Below are 4,337 nucleotides of genomic sequence, written 5' to 3'. Positions count from 1 at the left end.
ACGCTACCTCAAGAGAGTCAGAGTTACTCCCGCTCTTTGCCAGCGCTTCTTCCCCTTGAAAAGGGCTTTCACGTACTGGCGGTGAGCAGGCGTCACCCACTGTACTTAGCGTTTCCGCTTTGCGGTGAGTTGTGTTTTTGATAAACAGTTGTCGTTCCCTAGTCAATGATATCTGCATATCCTATACGCAGACATGGCTTCTTGGTATCTTACGCCACTATTTTGCCGATTTCCCTAACACGGGTTACCCCGCCACACCTTGGCTTCTTCAGCCAGCAGCACCTTTACTGGTTCTAGGTACGAGCTAGAATGATCGTTGCAGATTCCCTTTTCACGGGCTCAGGAATTCAGTCCATAGTTCATTTAGCTGCTTCTCCTCATAACGAGACTCTGCAGCCCTTTGCACTTCCTTGCGGACCTATCCCCAAGCGTCAGAAATTTGCCTTGTGTTGCCACTCCTACATTCTAGGTGCACGAATATTAACGCGCTTCCCTTTTGGCTAAGTGTGATTAGCATTAGCCTTAGGATCGACTAACTCTCCGCTGACGAGCGTTGCGAAGAAAACCTTGTGCTTTCGGTGTATGGGATTCTCACCCATATATGCTGTTACTAATACCAGGATTTTCCCTATGACACGTTCCATACGTCCTTTCGGACGTACTTCTTGACGTGCCAAACGCCCTCTTACCAGATTTATTCAATCTCTAGGGTCTCGGTACCTAATTTAGCCCCGTATATCTTCAGCAAGAAAAGCCTCTACTGGTACGCTATGACGCGTTTTTTAAAGGGTGGCTGCTTCTGAGCCTACCTCCCAGCTGTCTGTGGCCTTTCCTACTTTTAAGACACTTAATTAGGATTTGGGGACCTTAACCTTAGTCACTATCTTTGCAGTCTCACGGGTCTGGCTTACCCAAACTCGTCGACTCCCGGGGTCTACGCAGCACATACATTCGGAGTTTGATAGATTGGTGGGGCCTCTCGACCCCTTGCCAATCAGTCGGTAGCTCTACCGCATGTGCAAACTCGCCCGGAGCTATCCTAAAGATACTTCAGAGGGGACCCGCTATTGCCGTGTTCGAGTGGTATATCGCCGCTACCCGCAACTCACCCAACAGGACATGCCATGACAGGTTGCAGGCCTCCACCAGACGTTAATCTAGCTTCGCCTTGGTCGCGCGTAGTTCACAACGGCTTCGGGTCGTATACAAGTGACTTAGGCATTTTCATACCCTGCGCCTCCTATAGTGCGCGCACTCGCTTTCGCTGCGTCTTTCGACTCGCCACTCATATACACTCCCTGGCTCTTGCTTCAAGAAGAATGATAAGACATTGTTCCTTACGGTTCGCATGGCCCTTTCGGGCTTCAGCTTCACCATACCTCATAACTTCCATGCCTTACCTTCGTTTCACCATCTAGTTTCAGATCTTTTCAATCCCACGCGTGTGGGTTCTTTTCAGCTTTCGCTCACGCTACTTGTTCACTATCGGTCTATAGCCAATGTTTAGGGTTGGGTTTTAATGCACCCATCTTCATTCTTCATACTCAAAAAGAATTACTCTTCATCGTGGTACCTTCCAACTAACTTAACTTACGAGGCTGTCACTCTCTATGGCGGTTCTTTCCAGAACCTTCAGCTCATACATTGGATTCTCCCACACCACATCTCCGTGTTTTTTGCAAAACAGGATTCAGGTTGCCCTCTGTGGCGTTCACTCGCGTTATTAGCCACATCGATATTTCTTTCTTTTCCTGCGGGTACTAAGTCATTTCAGTTCCCCGCGTTTGCATGCATTTCTGCACAATTAAGGCGATCCTGGGTTCAAAGTCTGACTTGCGACTACCCCAGGCTTATCGCAGCTTGCCACGGCCTTCTTCGCTGCTATAGCCAAGCCATCCCCTAGACGGTTTATGATTATGCAAGCTTCTTCTCCTAATATCAATCGCGCAAAAGCACGATATCACAAATGGCACAGAGCAAAGGCTCTACTAAGATAAGTATTTTCATCAAGCCTTCAAAAGTAGCTTTCTAATACAGGAGCCTATAATAGCTCAAGCTGCCACATTAGCACCGGTATAGCTTTGCTCCTAAAGGTATAAATAGATTGTGCTATCTGCTTTGTATTGCCGTGTCCCTGGAAAGCGAAAAAAAGCGGTATGGACTTTTATACCAGCTCTCCTTTTTTTATCTTCTTTGCCCACCTGTACACAGTCCATGCCGTCGGCTTGGTCCTGTTGCTCAGCTTCTTTAGATTTATGAAATCGTATACAGGGTGTACGCTCCTGCTGCTCTTCAGGTGCCTTTTCAATTCCTCTTTTATCTTGTCATATGCATACATTGCATGTACACCTACAACTGCCCGCTTCCACAGGCACAGATTGAAACGTAGCTATGGGTTTTGTAAAACCACTCTGTATTAAGGCAAACTGCTCTGCAAATAAATAAAAAGTATTGCGCAAATGTGAAACCCCTTCCCTCATATATATGTGATAAGATGTGGTTGAATTTAACTATCATTGGTTTAAATGCAGTGATTTCGCCATGCTGGCAGGAATGAGTTAAGATGTGGGGGCTATTGATTTTAATGGCATACTCTAAATAGATATACCTGAAAATTCTTCACGCAGGTCGATGCAATAGAAATATGCAGGAATTGCAAGCACGAGCTTGTCAAGGACACAGAAGGCAACTACATACACAAGATGGCATCGGAGGACGTGACGAGGAACGAATATATCGTAAAGTGCCAAAAATGCACCTGTATAAACCCTCAGCCGCAGCCGGCAAGGAGCAGGCCCAAGCGCATGAAACTGGAGTAAAACAGAAGAGTTAATAACTTAATCTAAGTATCTTAGACCTGAAGCGGCAATCGAGGTTGTGGCGATGAAAAAAAAGGCCAAAAGCAAGGAGAGATACGCCAATGAGCTGGAAAAGCTAAGGGAGCTTAACGCCATAAGGGAGGTGCTGCACAAAAGCGACATAGAGAACGCCGCGCTGACCAACGCTTCCAAGGACTCCGAGACGGTAAGCGACAACGCAATAGACAACATGCTCAACCAGCTAAACCTTGACAGGAATTCATCAAAGGATCTCGGCATAATAGAAAGCATCGCTTCAAGGGGCAGCAGCGGCCCGGGCGGCAAGGCCAGGAAGGCAAGGCCCAAGAGGCAGAATAAGGCCGGTAAGAAGGCCGTCAAGCGGCATAAAAATGGCAAGGGTAAAAAACGTTAATAAACCCTAGCATTAATAATATTCTAATTGTACGGGCTCTTGGCTCAGTAGTAGAGCGTCCGCTTTGCATGCGAACTTTTTGAGAAAAAGTTTAATCAAAAAGCGATCCAAAAAAGCGGAAGGTCGCGGGTGCGATTCCCGCAGAGTCCATCCTGCTGCAGCATAAGAAAAAGGAATGGCAACATTTAATATCATTAACAGGCATAATTATCCTGGGTGTTTTCCTAATTGTGATATTCATGATGCCGAATATGGATCCAAGGACAATGAAGAACCTGATGGCAAGAATGGGCATAAAGTCCTCCGACATAAGCGCAAAAAGAGTCATAATAGAATCCGATGGCAAGAACATAATAATAGACAATCCGCAGGTTACTAGGATAGAGGCCCAGGGCGCCGTGAGCTTCCAGGTTGTGGGCGACGTAAGCGAAAGCGCGGCCATAGAGTCTGTCAGCATAACCGAGGAGGACATAGATCTCGTCGCTGAAAAAACCGGCTTATCCGATAGGAACCTTATAAGGGACAAGCTAACGGCCGAAAACGGTGACATAGCCAAGGCGATCCTGGATCTTTCAGGCGATAGCGCTCCCTAATATTTTATCCTGAATGCATGAGCATAGGGGACTTTCCCCACGTATTTGACATTGTCCTTATCTATTATGTTGCTGCGTATCGAGGCTTCAACCGATTCCTTGCCTATTATGTTCGCAGAGTAGAGCCTCTCCGGACTTATCATCTTCGAGGCCTTTTCTATATCGACTAGCTTTTCCTTGTAGAAATCAGAATAGTCCTTTATGTTTATCTCGACATCCCCGTCGGTCAGTACCTTGTCTATGAGCGAGGAGTCGCACATGGCCACCATGTCGCCATTTTCGGTATCGTGTATCTTTATGTAAATGATCCAACCTACCCCAACCTTATATATCAATAGCTAACCAATAATATCCTTTGTTATTGTTAATATTTAGGCAAGAATTCCACGACTTTTAAGTCGTTGGATGAATTGCACAATTTATCTATTCCTTATTATTGAATTCTTATCAATGGTGGCGTTAGCCACCAGAGACAAGATCCCATGAATAGTGTAAACAATACAAATAATATAA

The 4,337-nt window shown here is 46.0% G+C and carries 4 protein-coding genes, 1 tRNA gene and 1 rRNA gene; 3 read left to right on the top strand and 3 right to left on the bottom strand.

Annotation, left to right across the window (positions count from 1 at the left end; all coding sequences use genetic code 11):
* Both KGI06_05955 and KGI06_05950 read right to left on the bottom strand, forming a co-directional pair.
* Window positions 1–1,924 (bottom strand): 23S ribosomal RNA (locus tag KGI06_05955); the annotation flags it as partial.
* Between the two features lie 240 nt (window positions 1,925–2,164).
* Window positions 2,165–2,338: a hypothetical protein gene (locus KGI06_05950; protein ID MDE1871752.1), complete on the bottom strand. Its 174-nt coding sequence runs from the start codon at window positions 2,336–2,338 to the stop codon at window positions 2,165–2,167.
* A gap of 545 nt (window positions 2,339–2,883) precedes the next feature.
* On the opposite strand from KGI06_05950, the gene KGI06_05945 reads away from it, so the two are divergent.
* The 3 genes from KGI06_05945 (at window position 2,884) to KGI06_05935 (ending at window position 3,824) form a co-directional block, all read left to right on the top strand.
* Entirely contained in the window at window positions 2,884–3,231 is a 348-nt protein-coding gene (locus KGI06_05945) for a hypothetical protein (GenBank protein MDE1871751.1), read from the top strand.
* A 33-nt stretch (window positions 3,232–3,264) separates the two neighbouring features.
* A tRNA-Ala gene (locus tag KGI06_05940) sits at window positions 3,265–3,381 on the top strand.
* An 89-nt stretch (window positions 3,382–3,470) separates the two neighbouring features.
* On the top strand, window positions 3,471–3,824 hold the full coding sequence (locus KGI06_05935) for a NagC family transcriptional regulator (GenBank protein MDE1871750.1): 354 nt from the start codon (window positions 3,471–3,473) through the stop codon (window positions 3,822–3,824).
* On the opposite strand, the gene KGI06_05930 is transcribed toward KGI06_05935, so the two are convergent.
* Complete coding sequence (locus KGI06_05930) at window positions 3,821–4,159, bottom strand: DUF424 family protein (GenBank protein ID MDE1871749.1); 339 nt, start codon at window positions 4,157–4,159, stop codon at window positions 3,821–3,823. The two genes, KGI06_05935 and KGI06_05930, sit on opposite strands and share 4 nt — an antisense overlap.
* Window positions 4,160–4,337 lie beyond the last annotated feature (178 nt).

It is taken from the genome of Candidatus Micrarchaeota archaeon (assembly GCA_028866575.1).
In the GTDB taxonomy this organism is placed as follows: domain Archaea; phylum Micrarchaeota; class Micrarchaeia; order Micrarchaeales; family Micrarchaeaceae; genus UBA12276.
Note: the sequence above shows the minus strand (reverse complement) of the source record. Positions and strands in the feature narration are given on the sequence as shown.

Coding starts and splice junctions, on each gene's coding strand:
- KGI06_05950 (MDE1871752.1), bottom strand. CDS start 2,338: ATGTATGCATATGACAAGATAAAAGAGGAATTGAAAAGGCACCTGAAG.
- KGI06_05945 (MDE1871751.1), top strand. CDS start 2,884: ATGAAAAAAAAGGCCAAAAGCAAGGAGAGATACGCCAATGAGCTGGAA.
- KGI06_05935 (MDE1871750.1), top strand. CDS start 3,471: ATGATGCCGAATATGGATCCAAGGACAATGAAGAACCTGATGGCAAGA.